This window comes from Pseudoalteromonas sp. S1609 (genome assembly GCF_005887255.1).
Lineage (GTDB): Bacteria > Pseudomonadota > Gammaproteobacteria > Enterobacterales > Alteromonadaceae > Pseudoalteromonas.
In genome coordinates, this window is record NZ_PNDJ01000061.1 from 1 (window position 1) to 16,009 (window position 16,009).

Consider the following 16,009-nt stretch of genomic DNA (forward strand, 5'->3'; position numbering starts at 1 on the left):
TTTGTCACCTAGTGGGCTAAGTAAAAACCGAGCAACAAAGAGTAAATCGCCCCTAGGCAGAACCCTTCGGGCAGCGCCTGTTTGGCATTGATGCTGCGTTATCGCCTATTTATGGGGAATAACCACACCACATAGGCTCTGCCTTGCCTAAACACCAAACAGACTGCTGCAAATTTAACCTTGGAAGGTCAACAGACCCTAGAGTAACTAAAACTAAGAGGTAATCGTATGTTTAAGGGGTTAATATTAGCTACATTTGCTATGTTGGGATTACTAAGTACGATGAGCGCTATCTCGTCAGATGAGGTAACTAAATCCAGTGAGTTAGATGCCACTATGCATGTAGAAAAGCTAGTGCTTGGCTCGGGCTGTTTTTGGGGGGCAGAAAAACGCTACGAAGCACTAAATGGGGTACTCGATGCAGAGTCGGGCTATGCCGATGGGCATGGGTTTAAACCAACCTACAGGAATATAACTAAGCTATCGCGTCGTTTCGATGAAGATAACTATGCCGAAGTGGTGCAGGTTACATTTAATAGCAATATTATTTCGGCAAAAGAGCTGCTGCAAAATTATTACGAAAGCCACGATCCGACTCAAAAAAACCGCCAAGGTAATGATGTAGGCACACAATATCGCTCTATTATTTTAACTACAAGTGACGAGCAAGCAAACACCGCGCTTGCGGTAACACAGCAGTATCAGCAGTTACTCACCGAAGCAGGTTATGGAACAATTGCTACACAAATTAAGCCACTTGAGCGCTTTTACTCTGCAGAAGAGTATCATCAAAATTATCTTGAAAAAAATCCAAACGGTTATTGCCCAGACCATTCAACCGGCGTTGTTTTTAGTCAAGATGAAAAGCAGCAGGTTGATAACACTGCATTGTTGACTGGCAAACAAATTGTTATTTTAGATTCTCGCGATTACTGCCCTTACTGTGAAAAATTTAAAGCGGCGGTAGCTAATGACTATAAAGGCACAATACCAATGACATTTCGCCATGCTGATCAGCTCAATGGCTTAACCATCAAATCGGCTACGTGGGCTACACCCACCATACTATTTTTAGAAGATGGAGTAGAAGTGTATTCTCGCCAAGGTTATATGGATGCCGAACTGTTTTATAAAGCGCTAGGGGCATTTAAACTCGGTGACAGTGAAGCTTATAAAGTAGCGTTTAACGCTAAAACCGACAGCCCATATTGCAAAGAATACGCTATTTTTAAAAATACCCCCGATGGCATTTTTATCGATAAACTCAGTGGTGAACCCTTGTTTGATACCCGCGACAGGTTTAATTCGGGTACTGGCTGGTTGTCGTTTACACACCCTGTAAAAGACAGCGTAACGCAGCATGAAGATAACAGTTGGGGAATGCAACGTATTGAGCTTAAGTCTAAAAGTACCGGGATTCATTTAGGGCATTTATTCCCGGGTGAAGGGCCAAATGGTCAAGATAGATATTGTATTAATGCCACTGTATTAGAATTTGTTGCTCGCGATGAAATAAACAGATCAGATGATGTTTAAACTTATTAGCTTTCAAGCAAATTTAAAGTAAAAAAAAGCAGCGATACTTAAATAAGGTCGCTGCATTTCAATTGACAACATCTTCATACACAATAAAGATTCGGGGGGGTTGTATTAGTAAAAACTAATGCTGAATTATTGTTGCTGATGTGAATGTAAATAAAAACAACTCAAGCTCAGTCACCACCGGACTTGAGTTGCTTTTTACACTGACAACATCTTCACACACAATAAAGATTCTTATATTTATTGGCGGGTGTAAGCGTAAAATAAAAACAACCCAAGCTAAGTCACCACCGAACTTGAGCTGTTTTTTACACTGACAACATCTTCACACACAATAAAGATTCTTTTGTACTAGCTTGTTGTTACAAACTAATTAAATTTGGTTTCAGTAACGCGTTTTATTATTTTTGGTCGTTGCTGATTTGTTGAGTTAACTTTAGAGCTTTTACTCAATTTCGACAAGCGATAAAAACAAAACTAATAAGTGAAAAAATCTAATCTATAAACTTAGTTAATAGAAGGTTGTGCAAGTTATTGATAATGCTGTTTATATTTTGTTTTTTAGGTTTGCGTGAGACACGAAAAAATATTTTAAAAAGGTCGTAAATAATTAAACGCCCATGTAGGGGGCGTTTAATTAATAGTCATTTTGTTTGTCTGAAGGTGTTAATTACCCATTTTGCAAACAAATCGAGCGGGTGGTTTGCCGTACTAGAGCCATGTTGTACCAAGTAGTATTTATCTTTGGTGGTAAGGGGTTGTTCAAACAGTTTATAAAGCCATTGCTCATCCAGCCAGCTTTGGCTAATTGGTAGAGGAATAAGTGCAATACCCATTCCTTGCTGCGCCGCTCTTGCTACACCAAACATACTATCTATTTGAATGTTTTGTGTTGGTGAAAAGTCATCAATCCCAACTTTTTCTGCCCACTGATGCCAAGCCCAAGGCCGTGCTTTATGCACAATAAGCGGCACTTGATTAAGCGCTTGGCAATGATCGTTTTGCCATTGTTCAAGTAGTTTTTTATTACACGCTGGAATATATTCTAAATTAAATAACTCAGTAGCCAGTCCATCAAGCGGTTTACTTGAAGATAAAATTATAGATAAATCACTTTGGCGAGTTAGTTCTTTGCGCGTTTTGAGGGTATCCATGTGTAAATTAATATTAGGGTGCTCGCTGGTCCATTCACTGAGCTTAGGCATTAACAATTCACTGGCAAAAAATTCGGGCAGGGTAATGGTTAAGTTTACATTTTGTTGTAACTGACTAAATTCATTAATGGTGCTCTCTAGCATATTTATAATTGGATAAATTGCTTCAAAAAAGTTTTTACCTGCAGGCGTTAAACTAATAGAGCGAGTTTGTCTTTGAAATAAATCAATGCCTAGCTGCTCTTCTAGCTGTTTAATTTGGTGGCTTACAGCCGAGGGCGTTAAGTAAAGCTCTTTAGCAGCATGTTTAAAACTTAAGCTTTTTGCGGCAAAACAAAAAGAGCGAAGGCCGCGAATAGGTGTTTGCATGGTATCCAGTATAAAGTTATTTCAATCGCCTAGTAATAAGCAATAATTAAACCAAAAATAAAAACTAACTATATCAGCAATTTATTTATTTTATTAGGTCGAATTCACCTAAGTGGTGCGTTAAATTGTCACTATAGTGCAAAAACTAAAATATAGACAAAAAAAATCCCTCTTACGAGGGATTTTGGGTAACTCAGCGCCATTGGCACTGGGAATGAGGTCGGTACAGGGTGAAATTATGAGTGGTTTAAAACACCATCTCAGGAATATCACCATTAACTAGCAATTTACCTGCCGTTTTGCTAATAATTTCATCAACTGATACGCCTGGTGCGCGTTCTAGTAAATGAAATGCGCCGTCTTTTACTTCTAGAACGGCTAAATCAGTAACTATTTTTTTAACACAGTTAACGCCCGTTAGCGGTAACGTACAGCTTTCTAATAACTTAGAGTCGCCGTGTTTACTGGCATGGGTCATGGTCACAATAATGTTTTTTGCACCGGCGACTAAATCCATCGCTCCGCCCATGCCTTTAATTAATTTTTTAGGGATCATCCATGAGGCTATAGAACCGTTTTGGTCTACCTCAAACGCGCCCAGAACGGTTAAGTCTACATGACCACCCCGTATCATGGCAAAACTATCTGCACTATTAAATATAGCTGCACCGGTAGCTGCCGTCACGGTTTCTTTACCCGCGTTGATCATATCCGCATCAACAGTGGCTTTAGTAGGGTATTCGCCCATGCCTAAAAGACCATTTTCGGACTGTAGCATAACTTCTATGCCATCGGGTACATAGTTTGCGACGAGTGTCGGAATACCAATGCCCAAATTAACATAAAACCCATCTTGTAACTCTTGAGCTACGCGCATTGCGACTTGTTCACGTGATAATGCCATTGTTAGTGCTCCTGCTTAATCTCGTGTGGTAACACGTTCAATGCGTTTTTCAAAGTTACCTTTTATAACGCGGTTAACAAAAATTCCTGGCGTATGTATTTGGCTTGGTTCAAGTTCGCCTGGCTCAACAATTTCCTCTACTTCTGCAACGGTAATTTTACCCGCAGTAGCCGCCATTGGATTGAAGTTCATGGCTGTATGACGAAATACTAAGTTGCCGTAGCGATCCGCTTTCCATGCTTTTACAATAGCGAATTCACCGGTAATTGACTCTTCTAAAATATAAGGGCGACCGTTAAATTCTTTTACTTCTTTACCCTCAGCAACCGGTGTGCCGTAACCTGTGGCTGTGTAAAAAGCAGGTATTCCTGCACCACCAGCACGCATTTTTTCAGCAAGAGTACCTTGTGGTGTAAGTTCTACATCAATCTCGCCACTGAGTAGCTGCTGCTCAAACAATGCATTTTCACCAACGTATGATGCGACTACTTTTTTAATTTGCTTGTCGTGCAGTAACAGCCCTAAACCAAAGTCATCAACACCACAGTTATTGGAAACAACAGTTAATTCTTTAGTTTGCATTTTTTTAATTTGGGCAATTAGCCCCTCAGGGATACCACATAAGCCAAAACCACCGGCTATTATTGTATCGCCGTCTTTTAAACCTTCCATTGCAGCTTCATAACTAGAAACTACTTTATCAAAACCGGCCATGAGTCACTCCTCATTCTGTGCTATATAATTATTGTGCTTGTAATGCTGCAGAAACCTTGCTAGCAGGTTGTTTGTTCAGTGCACTCGTAATTTGCCAACCTGCCTCAGCAAGCCTTTGTAAATCAATTCCATGCTCAATGCCAAGCCCTTGCAGTAAGTATACAACATCTTCGGTGGCAACATTTCCTGACGCGCCTTTGGCATATGGGCAGCCACCAAGGCCGGCAACAGCACTGTCAACCGTTGCTATACCAAGGTTTAGCGCAGCGTAAATATTTGTGAGCGCTTGCCCGTATGTGTCATGAAAATGTACAGCAAGTTTAGATTTATCAATATGTTTAAGTAGCAATGTAAGTAGCTCTATTACTTTAGCGGGTGTGCCAATACCTATGGTGTCACCTAGGCTAATTTCATAACAGCCCATTTTTAAGAGTTTAGCAGCAACAGCCAGTACAGTATGAGGGTCAACATCTCCCTCATACGGGCAACCTAACACACAACTTACATAACCGCGTACGCGAATGTTATTCGCCTTTGCAAAAGCCATAACTTCACTAAAACGCGCCAAACTTTGCTCAATAGAGCAATTAATATTTTTTTGGCAAAATGCTTCGCTCGCTGCGGTAAATATTGCAAATTCTTTAATACCTACAGCATCTGCTGCCTCTGCCCCTTTTAAATTAGGGGTAAGGGCACTGAGATTAACCTCAGGTAAATTAAGTGCGCTTATTACTTCACTAGAGTCTGCCATTTGTGGCACCCATTTAGGTGAGACAAACGCACCAGCTTCTATGTCTTTTATGCCTGCAGCGGCGAGTGCGTTAATAAGCGTTATTTTATCAGCAGTTTCTACAGCGGCTTCATTTTGAAGTCCATCTCTGGCGCCCACTTCAACAATGCGCACTGCTTTAGGTAATAATGAACTCATATTAAGCGGGTTCCTCTGCAGTTGTGTCTTCAACTATGGCCAGTAAAGCGCCATGGCTTACCAGTTCACCCTCAGCAAAACAGTAACTTTTTAATACGCCATCATGTGGGGCATTAAGCGTGTATTCCATTTTCATTGCTTCAATTATAACCACTGCATCGCCTTTAGTAATAGTGCTTCCCACCTCTAACAAGTGTTTAACTACAGTACCATTAAGTGGCGCAGCAAGAGGTAATGCCTCATTTTCATGTGAGCTGATGAAATGTTTATCAACACATTCAAACTTAGTTTGCAGTGCTTGGTTCATTACAGTAATGGCATTATCAACGTGGCTAACATGCGCAGTGTGTTTAGCGCCATTAATCGATACGTTGCAGTAGCCATTAGTTAACTCACCTTGCACTTCAAAGGTGTTGTCATTAATGGTCATGCTATAGCCCTGCGCGGTTTTTATTGCGTTTAAGGGGGTATCGCTAAATGGAATGTTAACTTGTTGCGGCGCATTTAAACTAAACCCATGTAATTGTTGCCATGGATTTGCACTACTTGTATTACTACCAAGTGATGCTAAATACGCAAAACCTGCAATTAAGCGGCTAGTTTGTAATAAAGACGGGTCAATAGTAACTAACGCTTCACCTTGCTCTGCAATAAAGTGGGTGCTTGGAGCACCTTGTTTAAAGCGTGGATGAATCGCTAAATTATATAAAAAGCTGATATTAGTGCTAAATCCGGCTAAATGAAATTGTGTTAATGCTTGTTGTAAACGGGAAAGTGCTTGGTCGCGGTTATCATCATGAACAATCAGTTTGGCAATCATTGGATCGTAATACGGGCTTATTTCATCACCTTGGGCAATACCAGTATCAATACGAACATATTCACTGTTAGCGGGCGTATATAGTGCCTCAATAGTGCCAGAGCACGGAATAAAGTCATTACTTGGATCTTCAGCGTAAATACGTGCTTCAAAGCTGTGGCCTTGTAGCTGAATATCTGCTTGCGCTAAAGGTAACGCTAAACCACTGGCTACATTAATTTGCCAATTAACTAAATCAACGCCGGTGACCATTTCACTCACTGGGTGCTCTACTTGCAAGCGAGTATTCATTTCCATGAAAAAGAACTCATCACCACAGAGTAAAAATTCCACAGTGCCAGCGCCTCGGTAGTCAATTGCTAGGGCACATCTTACCGCGGCTTCGCCCATTTCTTTTCGCAATGAGTCTGATAAACCGGGGGCAGGCGCTTCTTCAATCACTTTTTGATGCCGACGCTGCAATGAACAATCACGATCACCTAAATACACACAGTTGCCATAGTTATCAGCAAATACTTGCACTTCAACATGGCGTGGTTGGTCAACATAACGCTCAAGCAAAACCAGATCATTACCAAAACCGGCAGTAGCTTCACGTTTAGCACCTTCTAATGCGCTTATAAACTCACTGGCTTTTGAAACTATACGCATGCCCTTACCACCGCCACCAAAGGCCGCTTTGATAAGCACAGGGTAGCCAATTTTTTCAGCCTCAGCTTGTAAAAAGCTAGGGTCTTGTTTATCGCCATAATAACCTGGCACCAAAGGAACATTAGCGGCTGCCATAATTTCTTTTGCACGGGTTTTAGAGCCCATAGCTTCTATGCTACTTGCTGGTGGCCCAATAAAGGCAATGTTATTGGCTTCACAAACATTAGCAAATTCGCTGTTTTCAGATAAAAATCCATAACCAGGATGAATACAATCGGCGCCACTCATTTTGGCAACGTTAAGTATTTTATCTGCAACTAGGTATGAGTCTTTACTCGGCGCTGCACCAATATGGTAGGCTTCATCCGCCATTTTCACATGTTGAGCGTTTTTATCTGCATCTGAATAAACCGCAACTGTGGTCAAGCCCATTTGCTTTGCTGTTCGCATAATACGACAAGCAATCTCTCCGCGATTAGCAATCAGAATTTTTTGTAAGTGTACTGTGTTCATAATGCGTCCTAGAGTTGCCATTGGGGAGGGCGTTTTTCAAAAAAGGCAGTTAGACCTTCTTGACCTTCGTCTGATACACGAATTTTGGCTATACGTTCTGCAGTGAGCGCAATTATTTCGTTATCGATTTCTTTGTTTGCCACATCATTAATAAGCGCTTTAGCTGCTTTAACCGCTACCGGGCCATTATCTATCAGCGTTTGTAATAGGTTATCCAGTGCACAGTCTAAATTCCCTGTAATTTGGTGAACTAGCCCCAGCTGTTTAGCCGTATGCGCATCAAATACCTCAGCCGTTAAGAAGTAACGACGAGCAGCGCGTTCACCAATAGCTTTTATTACATAAGGGCTTATAACAGCAGGAATTAAACCTAATTTAACTTCACTTAAACAAAATTGAGCGTCGTCTTTACTGAGCGCGATATCACAGCAAGCAATTAAGCCCAATGCGCCACCAAATGCTGCGCCTTGTACCGCACAAATAGTAGGGTGTGGGCTTTGTGCTAATACTTGCATTAGCTTAGCCAGCTGCATCGAATCGGCCAAATTATCGTTATAGTTGTTATCTGCCATCGATTTCATCCAGGCTAAATCGGCACCGGCTGAAAAGTGTTTACCCTCAGTTTTTAATACAAGGGCACGAATATCGAGCGTATTAGCATGTTCAATACATTGAATAAGCTCATGGATAACGTCGCTATTAAAGGCATTGCGTTTTTCTGGGCGACTTAAAACAAGTACAGCCACATTAGATTTTGTTATTTGTAGTGTTACTGACATTTTAAGCTCCCATTACATTCTAAATACGCCAAATTTTGATTCACGCTCAGGAGCATTTTTAGCTGCGCTAAGTGCAAGCCCTAGAACATTGCGTGTATCAGCAGGGTCAATAATTCCATCATCCCACAAACGGGCACTGGCATAATAAGGATGACCTTGCTGTTCGTATTGATCGATGATTGGCTTTTTAAAATCGCTAATTTGTTGCTCGCTCATGCTTTCGCCTTTGCGGGCTAAACCATCTTGTTTTACTTGCGCCATTACACCAGCGGCTTGTTCACCACCCATAACTGAAATACGGGCATTCGGCCACATCCACATCATGGTCGGTTCAAATGCTCGGCCACACATACCATAGTTACCTGCACCGTATGAGCCACCGATTAAAATAGTAAATTTGGGTACATCGGCACACGATACAGCCATCACCATTTTAGCGCCGTGTTTAGCAATGCCTTCAGACTCATATTTTTTACCAACCATAAAGCCAGTGATGTTTTGTAAAAATACCAGTGGAATGTTGCGCTGAGCACATAGTTGAATAAAGTGCGCGCCTTTTTGCGCTGACTCACTAAATAAAATACCGTTGTTGGCCACTATGCCTACGGGATGATCATAAATGCTGGCAAAACCTGTTACCAGTGTTTCACCAAAGTAGCGTTTAAATTCATCAAACGATGAGTCATCAACAGTACGTGCAATGACCTCACGGACATCAAATGGCTTTTTAAGATCAGTACCGACAATGCCGTAAAGTTCGTTAATATCATAACGAGGGGCTTTTACTTCTTCGAGTAATGGTGAGGTAGGCCGTGAATAGTTAATTCGTTCAATACATTGGCGAGCAATCGACAACGCATGAGCATCGTTTTCAGCGTAATGATCGGCCACACCTGATGTTTTACAGTGTACATCGGCGCCACCAAGCTCTTCTGCAGTAACTACTTCACCGGTGGCAGCTTTTACCAGCGGCGGACCAGCTAAAAAGATAGTGCCTTGCTCTTTTACAATAATACTTTCATCGGCCATAGCAGGAACATACGCGCCACCGGCAGTACATAACCCCATAACCACAGCAATTTGTGGAATGCCTTTACCCGACATACGCGCTTGGTTGTAAAAAATACGACCAAAATGCAGTTTGTCAGGGAATACGTCGTCTTGCTCAGGTAAGTTTGCGCCACCTGAGTCAACTAAATAAATACACGGTAAATGACAACGTTCGGCGATGTCTTGAGCGCGTAAATGCTTTTTAACAGTCAGCGGGAAATAGGTGCCGCCTTTTACTGTCGCATCATTAGCAATCACCATACATTCGACGCCTTTAACGCGACCAATACCTGCAACCACACCGGCACAAGGAATATCTTGTTCATAAACGCCAAAGGCAGCAAATTGCGATATTTCTAAAAATGGCGAGCCTTCATCTAGCAAAGTGGTAATACGGTCACGGACAAACAATTTACCGCGGCCTTCATGGCGCTCTTTTAGCGCAGCGCCGCCGCCTAAACGTATTGTTGCTGCTTTACTGCGTAAATCATCCACTAGCGCCGACATGTTGTTGTGATTTTGCACAAAATTTGGATCATGCGGATTAACGCTCGATTTTAAAATCGTCATAACTAATCCTTAGCGGCTTTCAGTGAATAATTCGCGACCAATTAACATACGGCGTATTTCTGAGGTGCCTGCACCAATTTCATATAATTTTGCATCACGCAGCAAGCGACCTGTTGCGTATTCATTTATATAACCATTACCGCCTAAAATTTGAATTGCGTCTAATGCCATTTTAGTTGCAAGCTCAGCAGCATATAAAATTGCGCCAGCAGCGTCTTTACGGGTGGTTTCGCCGCGATCACATGCTTTTGCTACTGTGTACACATATGAGCGAGCTGCGTTCATTTGTGTATACATATCAGCAATTTTGCCTTGTATTAACTGAAATTGACCAATAGGGCTGTCAAATTGCTTACGCTCATGGATGTAAGGCACAACAATATCCATACACGCTTGCATTATGCCAAGTGGGCCAGCCGCTAAAACAACACGCTCATAATCAAGGCCACTCATAAGTACCTTAACGCCTTCGTTTAAGTTACCTAAAATATTTTCTTCGGGTACTTCACAGTTTTCAAATACCAATTCACAGGTATTTGAACCACGCATGCCGAGTTTGTCGAGCTTTTGTGCGGTTGAAAAACCAGGGAATGTTTTTTCTACAATAAAGGCTGTAATCCCTTTAGCACCGGCGTTTAAATCTGTTTTTGCATAAATTACCAGTGTATCTGCGTCGGGGCCATTAGTGATCCACATTTTATTACCGTTTAAAATGTACTTATCGCCTTTTTTCTCTGCTTTGAGTTTCATAGAAACAACATCAGAGCCCGCGTTAGGCTCACTCATAGCCAGCGCACCAATGTGCTCGCCACTAATTAGTTTAGGTAAGTATTTTTCTTTTTGTGCTTGTGAACCATTGCGGTTTATTTGATTAACACACAGGTTTGAATGCGCACCGTAACTTAAACCAATAGAGGCACTTGCACGGCTAATTTCTTCCATGGCAATAACGTGCTCTAAATAACCTAAACCCGCACCGCCAAATTCTTCATCGACGGTCATGCCTAAAACGCCCATTTCACCCATTTGCGGCCAAAGTTCATTGGGGAACGCATTATCAAGGTCAGTTTTTTCAGCTAGTGGGGCAATTTCTTGACTGGCAAAGCTGTTTACGTGACTGCGGATCATATCTGCAGTTTCGCCAAGGCCAAAGTTCATTTCTTTATATAGTGAAATAGTGCTCATGATTAATTCCTGTGTGTTGATGACGTTGTTATATTTTATTCATCTATTTTGCTAAGCGTGTCGCGACAGCGACGTTCAGCGGTGACCAGTTCCATAAGAACCACTTTAATGTCATCCATCTGTTGTGAAAGATCGGCTTTTTTCTCACTGATAAGATCAAGCATAGTAACTAACTGTTTTGCACTTGATTTATCAGCATCATACAGTTCAAACAAACGACCTGTTTCAGCTAAGGTGAAACCTAAACGTTTACCGCGCAGTATTAGCTTAAGGCGTACCTTGTCGCGCTTTGAGTAAATACGTGTTTGACCATTGCGCTCTGGCGATATTAACCCTTGGTCTTCGTAGAAACGGATAGAGCGGGTGGTAATATCAAATTCTTTAGCCAATTCACTAATGCTAAAAGTTTGTTCGTTTTTAGCCGGCTCGTTGGCTGAATTTGCAAAGTTTGTTTGATTATCTGATTTCATTGTAATGTTTACCTCATTCGAATAACTCCAATATAAGTGAAGTTTACGTAAAGGTAAAGTGCGATCTGGTTGTTATACTTTAGACGTATAAAATAAAAGCGGAAATGCAGCAGAAGTTGAGTGTTTATAAACGTTATAAGCCAGTTAGACAGTATGTAATAAATTTTTAGCAAGCTAACTTTACAGTTTTTACACTAATTAGAAAGTTGATTTTAGATTTACGTTGGCGTAAACGTAAATTTTATGTATGCTCGTATTTATCAGATTAGTTTAAACATTAAGCTAAACATAATAAAACATGTTTGCGTTAATTGAAAATGGAGCCTTTTATGTCTTTCGAAAGCGTTGTAATTGTAGCAGCAAAACGCACCCCAATGGGTGGATTTATGGGCGCACTAAGTGATGCGCAGTCTACCGAATTAGGTGCTACGGCCATTGCAGGAGCACTTGCTCAAACGGGTTTAAGCAATGATGCAATTGATGAAGTAATTATGGGCTGCGTATTGCCAGCCGGTTTAGGCCAAGCGCCTGCACGTCAAGCTATGCTTAAAGCGGGGCTTGCACTAAGCACCGGCGCTACCACTATTAATAAAGTATGTGGCTCTGGATTAAAAGCAGCGATGTTAGCGAATGACCTTATTAAAGCAGGTTCTATTGAATCAGCAATCGCTGGTGGTATGGAAAGCATGACCAATGCACCTTACTTTATTCCTAAAGCCCGTGGCGGTATGCGTATGGGACATGGCGAAATTAAAGATCACATGATGAGTGATGGCCTAGAAGACGCCTACGACAATAAAGCAATGGGATGCTTTGCTCAAGACACAGCCGATGAATACGGTATTGGTCGTGAGCAAATGGATACGTTTGCACTGGGTTCATTAAGTAAAGCAAACGCAGCCATAGACAATGGGTGGTTTGATAACGAGATTACACCGCACACTATTAAAACGCGTAAGGGTGACATCACCGTTTTAATTGATGAGCAACCTGGCAACGCACGCCCTGAAAAAATTCCAAGCTTAAGAGCTGCATTTAAAAAAGACGGCACTATTACTGCCGCTAATTCATCGTCTATTTCAGATGGTGGTGCTGCGCTAATACTAATGAGTGAATCAAAAGCAAAAGCTGAAGGTTTAACACCACTTTGTAGAATTGTTGCTCATAGCACTCACTCTCAAAAACCAAGTGAATTTACCGTAGCCCCAGTGGGCGCAATGAACAGCGTGCTTGAAAAAGCTGGCTGGACAACCGCCGATGTTGATTTATGGGAAATTAATGAAGCGTTTGCCATGGTCACTATGCTGGCTATTAACGAATTAAAGCTCGATGAAAGCAAAGTAAACGTGAATGGTGGTGCGTGTGCACTAGGCCACCCAATTGGTGCTAGTGGCGCACGTATTTTAGTAACACTTATTCATGCGCTTAAAAACCGAGGCCTCAAAAAAGGCGTTGCGTCTTTGTGTATAGGTGGCGGTGAAGCCGTTGCTATGGCAGTCGAAGCACTTTAACTGATAACAAAGCCGCAGCAACTATAACAATCACAGCGCTGCGGCAATTAAATTGACTCAATAGGATTTATTATGCACCAAGTACCTTTACTAATTAACGGCGAGTTCGTTCAGTCAACGTCAAATGAATTAATTGATGTTGTAAACCCAGCTAATCAAGAAGTGCTCGCGCAAGTGCCATGCGCTACAGACGCAGAGATGGATGCTGCGATTGCATCAGCAAGCGAAACATTTAAAACATGGAAAGATGTGCCTATTACTGAGCGTGCGCGCATTATGATGAAATACGCGGCGCTATTAAAAGAAAACCATGATGAACTAGCCACTATTATTTGTCATGAGCTAGGCAAAACGTTTGAAGATGCAAAAGGTGATGTGTGGCGTGGTATTGAGGTAGTTGAACAAGCTGCTAATGCGCCGTCGTTAATGATGGGTGAAACCATGGAAAACGTTGCGCGCAAAATCGATACGTATTCTTACATGCAACCACTGGGTGTATGTGCAGGTATTACGCCATTTAACTTTCCAGCAATGATCCCATTGTGGATGTTCCCACTGGCAATTGTGTGTGGTAACACCTTTATTTTAAAACCCTCTGAGCAAGATCCACTTACTCCTATGCGCTTAGCTGAGCTATTTATTGAAGCCGGTGCACCAAAAGGCGTGTTACAAGTAGTACATGGTACAAAACCACAAGTTGACCGCTTATTAGAAGACAAAGCCGTTCGTGCTATTTCATTTGTGGGTTCATGTGGTGTAGGTGCATACATCTACTCTAAAGGCACACAAAACTTAAAACGTGTTCAGGCGTGTGTTGGCGCTAAAAACCACATGGTAATTATGCCTGATGCGAGTAAATCGCATGTTGTTAATAACCTTGTGGGTGCCTCTGTAGGTGCAGCAGGTCAGCGCTGTATGGGTATTTCTGTGGCTGTATTTGTTGGTCAAGCAAAAGACTGGGTTGATGAAATTAAAGCAGGCTTTGAAGCTGTACGCCCAGGTGTTTGGGATGATGCTGATGCGGCTTATGGCCCACAAACATCGCCTGCTGCAAAAGCACGTATTTTATCACTGATTGCTGATGGTAAAGCACAAGGCGCTACTTGTTTAATTGATGGCTCTGATTTTAGCGTTGAAGGTTACGAGCAAGGTAACTGGGTAGGTCCTACGTTATTTACTGATGTAACCAAAGATATGAACTTGTACAAAGAAGAGATTTTTGGCCCAGTATTGGCGTGTATGTTTGTTGATACCCTTGAAGAAGCCATTGCGCTTATTAACGAGAGCCCTTACGGCAACGGTACTTCATTATTCACCTCAAGTGGTGCGGCTGCGCGTAAATTCCAACACGAAATTGAAGTAGGCCAAGTGGGTATTAATGTGCCAATTCCCGTGCCTTTACCATTTTTCTCGTTCACGGGTTGGAAAGGCTCATTCTACGGCGATACTCACACGTATGGTAAACAAGGTATTCGTTTTTACACAGAAACCAAAACCATTACTTCTCGCTGGTTTGAAGATGATATCGCTTCAGGTCCAAATATGAGTATTAATCTTAAGTAACAGTTTAACCGCATAATTAATAAAAAAGAGGGGCACAACACATAATGTTGTCGCTCCTCACTAATAACTCCCGTTATGGGATGCACCGACAACAAACAAAACACAACAAGAGGTCTACCATGGACTTTAACTTATCTGAAGATCAACAAGCTTTTGCGCAAACGGCGCGCCAATTCGCAGAATCTGAACTAGCACCACATGCAGCTAAGTGGGATCGCGAACATATTTTCCCAAAAGACACCATTAAAGCCGCTGGTGAGCTTGGCTTTTGTGGCTTATACACGCCAGAAGAAGCCGGTGGCTTAGGTTTATCTCGTTTAGATTCAAGCATTATTTTTGAGCAACTTGCACTGGGTTGTACAGCAACTACGGCTATGCTGACCATTCATAATATGGCAACCTGGATGATCGCAAGCTTTGGCACCGATGCAGTAAAAGACAAATACGTTGAGCAATTGGTAATGGGTGAGTTGTTAGCCTCTTACTGTTTAACTGAGCCAGGCTCTGGCTCTGATGCTGCGTCATTAAAAACTAAAGCAGTTCGCGATGGCGATGAGTATGTTATTAACGGCTCAAAAATGTTTATTTCTGGCGCTGGTGAAACAGAAATTTTAGTTGTAATGGCACGTACAGGGGCTGATGGCCCAAGTGGCATTTCAGCGTTTGTTGTACCAGCAGATGCCAAAGGTATTGAGTACGGCAAAGCAGAAGAAAAAATGGGTTGGAATGCACAACCAACACGCTTAATTAGTTTTGAAGATGTACGAATTCCAGCAGCAAACTTATTAGGCCAAGAAGGCGAAGGCTTTAAGTTTGCCATGCAAGGCTTAGATGGCGGCCGTATTAATATTGCAACTTGCTCTATTGGTACTGCACAAGCGGCACTTAATACTGCACGTGAGTATTTAAAAGAGCGTACCCAATTTGGTAAGCCATTGGCAGCATTTCAAGCGCTACAATTTAAAATTGCCGATATGAATACCGAGCTTGTAGCAGCGCGCCAAATGGTACGACTCGCGGCGTTTAAACTTGATACTAACGACAGTGAAAAAACTACTTATTGTGCTATGGCTAAACGCTTTGCAACCGATGTTGGTTTTACTGTGTGTAACGATGCGCTGCAAATTCATGGGGGCTACGGTTATATTAAAGAGTACCCACTTGAACGCCACGTACGCGATGTACGTGTTCATCAAATTTTAGAAGGCACTAACGAAATTATGCGCGTGATTATTGCGCGTCGTATCTTAGCCGAATCAGCCAGCGAAGTTTTATAAGGAGATTAG

At 42.0% G+C, this 16,009-nt stretch carries 13 protein-coding genes; 4 read left to right on the top strand and 9 right to left on the bottom strand.

Annotated features, from left to right (window positions below; translation table 11 throughout):
• Positions 1 to 228: 228 nt before the first annotated feature.
• Complete coding sequence (gene msrA, locus CWB76_RS15275) at positions 229 to 1,536, top strand: peptide-methionine (S)-S-oxide reductase MsrA (protein WP_138608786.1); 1,308 nt, start codon at positions 229 to 231, stop codon at positions 1,534 to 1,536.
• Between the two features lie 650 nt (positions 1,537 to 2,186).
• Here msrA and CWB76_RS15280 read toward each other — a convergent pair.
• The 9 genes from CWB76_RS15280 to CWB76_RS15320 all read right to left on the bottom strand — a co-directional run bounded on the left by CWB76_RS15280 (position 2,187) and on the right by CWB76_RS15320 (position 11,649).
• Positions 2,187 to 3,065, bottom strand: coding sequence for a LysR family transcriptional regulator (locus CWB76_RS15280; RefSeq protein WP_138608788.1), 879 nt, complete (start codon positions 3,063 to 3,065; stop codon positions 2,187 to 2,189).
• Positions 3,066 to 3,312: 247 nt separating this feature from the next.
• Positions 3,313 to 3,969 (bottom strand): 3-oxoacid CoA-transferase subunit B, encoded by a 657-nt coding sequence (locus CWB76_RS15285; protein ID WP_008114705.1) that lies wholly within the window; start codon positions 3,967 to 3,969, stop codon positions 3,313 to 3,315.
• A gap of 15 nt (positions 3,970 to 3,984) precedes the next feature.
• Positions 3,985 to 4,683, bottom strand: coding sequence for a CoA transferase subunit A (locus CWB76_RS15290; protein ID WP_008114703.1), 699 nt, complete (start codon positions 4,681 to 4,683; stop codon positions 3,985 to 3,987).
• Between the two features lie 28 nt (positions 4,684 to 4,711).
• Positions 4,712 to 5,611 (bottom strand): hydroxymethylglutaryl-CoA lyase, encoded by a 900-nt coding sequence (locus CWB76_RS15295; RefSeq protein ID WP_138608790.1) that lies wholly within the window; start codon positions 5,609 to 5,611, stop codon positions 4,712 to 4,714.
• A gap of 1 nt (position 5,612) precedes the next feature.
• Positions 5,613 to 7,595 carry an acetyl/propionyl/methylcrotonyl-CoA carboxylase subunit alpha gene (locus tag CWB76_RS15300; protein WP_076919548.1) on the bottom strand — a complete coding sequence of 661 codons (1,983 nt, stop codon included), beginning with the start codon at positions 7,593 to 7,595 and terminating at the stop codon, positions 5,613 to 5,615.
• Positions 7,596 to 7,603: 8 nt separating this feature from the next.
• Complete coding sequence (locus tag CWB76_RS15305) at positions 7,604 to 8,374, bottom strand: enoyl-CoA hydratase/isomerase family protein (RefSeq protein WP_010389950.1); 771 nt, start codon at positions 8,372 to 8,374, stop codon at positions 7,604 to 7,606.
• 12 nt (positions 8,375 to 8,386) lie between these two features.
• Positions 8,387 to 9,994 carry a carboxyl transferase domain-containing protein gene (locus CWB76_RS15310; RefSeq protein WP_138608792.1) on the bottom strand — a complete coding sequence of 536 codons (1,608 nt, stop codon included), beginning with the start codon at positions 9,992 to 9,994 and terminating at the stop codon, positions 8,387 to 8,389.
• 9 nt (positions 9,995 to 10,003) lie between these two features.
• Positions 10,004 to 11,179: an isovaleryl-CoA dehydrogenase gene (locus CWB76_RS15315; RefSeq protein ID WP_008114693.1), complete on the bottom strand. Its 1,176-nt coding sequence runs from the start codon at positions 11,177 to 11,179 to the stop codon at positions 10,004 to 10,006.
• 35 nt (positions 11,180 to 11,214) lie between these two features.
• Positions 11,215 to 11,649, bottom strand: coding sequence for a MerR family transcriptional regulator (locus CWB76_RS15320; RefSeq protein WP_008114692.1), 435 nt, complete (start codon positions 11,647 to 11,649; stop codon positions 11,215 to 11,217).
• A 329-nt stretch (positions 11,650 to 11,978) separates the two neighbouring features.
• Here CWB76_RS15320 and CWB76_RS15325 point away from each other — a divergent pair, with 329 nt between their 5' ends.
• The 3 genes from CWB76_RS15325 (at position 11,979) to CWB76_RS15335 (ending at position 16,000) form a co-directional block, all read left to right on the top strand.
• On the top strand, positions 11,979 to 13,160 hold the full coding sequence (locus tag CWB76_RS15325) for a thiolase family protein (protein WP_138608794.1): 1,182 nt from the start codon (positions 11,979 to 11,981) through the stop codon (positions 13,158 to 13,160).
• Between the two features lie 72 nt (positions 13,161 to 13,232).
• On the top strand, positions 13,233 to 14,723 hold the full coding sequence (locus tag CWB76_RS15330) for a CoA-acylating methylmalonate-semialdehyde dehydrogenase (RefSeq protein WP_138608796.1): 1,491 nt from the start codon (positions 13,233 to 13,235) through the stop codon (positions 14,721 to 14,723).
• Positions 14,724 to 14,842: 119 nt separating this feature from the next.
• Positions 14,843 to 16,000 (top strand): acyl-CoA dehydrogenase family protein, encoded by a 1,158-nt coding sequence (locus CWB76_RS15335; protein ID WP_010389955.1) that lies wholly within the window; start codon positions 14,843 to 14,845, stop codon positions 15,998 to 16,000.
• The last annotated feature ends 9 nt before the right edge of the window (positions 16,001 to 16,009 follow it).